Origin of the sequence: Brevibacillus sp. MCWH (assembly GCF_013096935.1) — a bacterium.
Taxonomy (GTDB): Bacteria; Bacillota; Bacilli; order Brevibacillales; family Brevibacillaceae; genus Brevibacillus; species Brevibacillus aydinogluensis.
In genome coordinates this window covers 1-1,894 of the sequence record NZ_SDLF01000047.1, presented here as the reverse complement: position 1 = coordinate 1,894, position 1,894 = coordinate 1, and the positions used below count along the sequence as shown (strand labels likewise).

Sequence of the window (1,894 nt, the reverse complement as noted above, 5' to 3'; positions counted from 1 at the left end):
TCTGTATTGAGTGACTTTGCATGTAGCCATGCCCCTTTTTCGGTCCAAAGGTAGAGTTTTGTGGCAAACTTCAGCTGGTTATCAATTTGATAAGTAGCTTTAAATTGCTTTAATTCGTCGCCTTGAAGAAGAATAAAGTGTTTACCTTCCTTATAACGCTCTTTATTACGATTGAAATTAACCTGAATTCTTTCCATGTCCGTTCCGTATGCTTCCGCCAATTGCTGCGTCGTCAAAACACGTTGACCGTTTTGCTCAATTACCATTAAACTCATTACGTTCCCCCTCCACTTTGTTAATGTATTTGATTAGCTCTTTACGTTTGTGTTTATACGCGAGCTGTTTTGTCGCTTTAAGTGATATAAGCCAATTACCGTTGTGATATTTGAACTCGCTGTCTGGGATATCCTTAAAAACCGGAAATAACTTCTTGTACTCTGCTAAACTAACTGGATCCAACTGTTTCCCCTCTCTTTTTGTAGGATTTTCCTCCTTCCTGTCGAATGATGTTTAATTGGGAAGGAGGTGAATAGTTATGGAAATCAAAGATATGGCAAGAGCAGCAAAAGAGTTTCAAGGCGACCACCAAGTTTCACTACCCGAATTACTGACAGACGCTTTTTTGAGAAAATACACATCGTTCAATTCCTTTGCCGAATTCGAACAACAAGAGATTTTCAACAAATATTCTTCCTTTGAAGAAATTCCAGACGATGAATTAAATGCTTTTGTCTCTGCGAACACGAAATTTTCTAATTGGGCAGAAATGTTGGAAGAAGCAGTTGCCGAATACACGTTTAAAAAGTTAGGACTTTAACTTCACCTTAAAATCAAAGTTTTTGATTTGCTCCATTATCATCTCCAGTTGCTCTGAATGGTAGGCAGCCTTTCGGAGCAACTCTTTGTATTCATCTATGTTTTCAATAGTGAAACTCACGTTTATATCTTTGAGCATGCTTTTTCCTCCTCTTTGCTAGACTTGTCCATTTTTCTTCCAAAAGAAGCCCTAGAGGGCAGCTTTCACACGCGCTTCCAACCCGGCATACAACGGCCATCCGTCACTAGACATGGTATTCCGCGCTTGGTCATATGTGATCGAGTGATATTTCTCACCGTCGAACACTTCGATGACATATGTTTCATCTAACACGATTTCGCCGTTTTTCGTCTCAAGTGAAACGGTATCGCCGTCAATAATCAGCGTGCCGAGTGTGTAGCGCTCAAGAAACGCGTCAATTGTGCGCATAGTTTGCTTGATGTGATCGTTGAGCATTTGTTGTCACCTCCTTTTTAACTACTTCATTCCAAGTCAACTCCCCACGCTCGATCGCAGCTAAAATGCGCGGAACGGACGTTCGCATGAAAAAATCAATCATTGCTTTCTGCGTGCGTTCAGAAGGTTGATTCATTGTGTCACATCCCTTAACTACAGATTTTCTGTACATCTTTATCAAAAAAAATTATCTGATCCATTTCTATTCCTGTGATTTTTGAGAATTTGTACGCCATATCCATCCGAAAAATCTTTCTATACTTCTCGTAGTCGATGTAGGTTTTTTCGCACACACCTAACCTTTTCGCCATCTCTTTCTGTGATAAACTAGCTAACGCTCTCGCTTGAGCAATTGTGTATTTCATATTGATTACCACCTCCTCTTGTCTAATAATTTACTACAGATTTTCTGTAATTGCAATAGTTTTTTTCAGAAATTATGATTTTTTTTATCGTTTTTTTCACACTTAATAAAGCAATACTGTACAAAATTACAGTATTGCTTTATAATATTGTTAGAAAGGAGGTGATTGAAAATGCGATTAGGAAACAAAATAAAGGAGTTACGGAAGAAAAATCGCATGACACAAGCGGACTTGGCTAAAAAACTAAATGTAGCAC

General features: G+C 38.6%; 6 protein-coding genes. 2 read left to right on the top strand and 4 right to left on the bottom strand.

Annotation, left to right across the window (positions count from 1 at the left end):
• The coding region (locus tag ETC00_RS19225; RefSeq protein WP_171567666.1) for an ORF6N domain-containing protein at positions 1-275 on the bottom strand (275 nt) is incomplete at its 3' end.
• 260 nt (positions 276-535) lie between these two features.
• Here ETC00_RS19225 and ETC00_RS19220 point away from each other — a divergent pair.
• Complete coding sequence (locus ETC00_RS19220) at positions 536-817, top strand: hypothetical protein (RefSeq protein ID WP_013876373.1); 282 nt, start codon at positions 536-538, stop codon at positions 815-817.
• Here ETC00_RS19220 and ETC00_RS19215 read toward each other — a convergent pair.
• The 3 genes from ETC00_RS19215 to ETC00_RS19205 form a co-directional block, all read right to left on the bottom strand.
• Positions 806-955 carry a hypothetical protein gene (locus ETC00_RS19215; protein ID WP_171567665.1) on the bottom strand — a complete coding sequence of 50 codons (150 nt, stop codon included), beginning with the start codon at positions 953-955 and terminating at the stop codon, positions 806-808. The genes ETC00_RS19220 and ETC00_RS19215 overlap by 12 nt on opposite strands.
• 51 nt (positions 956-1,006) lie before the next feature.
• On the bottom strand, positions 1,007-1,273 hold the full coding sequence (locus ETC00_RS19210; protein WP_171567664.1) for a hypothetical protein: 267 nt from the start codon (positions 1,271-1,273) through the stop codon (positions 1,007-1,009).
• Between the two features lie 149 nt (positions 1,274-1,422).
• Positions 1,423-1,638 (bottom strand): helix-turn-helix transcriptional regulator, encoded by a 216-nt coding sequence (locus tag ETC00_RS19205; RefSeq protein WP_012574325.1) that lies wholly within the window; start codon positions 1,636-1,638, stop codon positions 1,423-1,425.
• Positions 1,639-1,809: 171 nt separating this feature from the next.
• On the opposite strand from ETC00_RS19205, the gene ETC00_RS21005 reads away from it, so the two are divergent.
• The coding region (locus ETC00_RS21005) for a helix-turn-helix domain-containing protein (RefSeq protein WP_171567667.1) at positions 1,810-1,894 on the top strand (85 nt) is incomplete at its 3' end.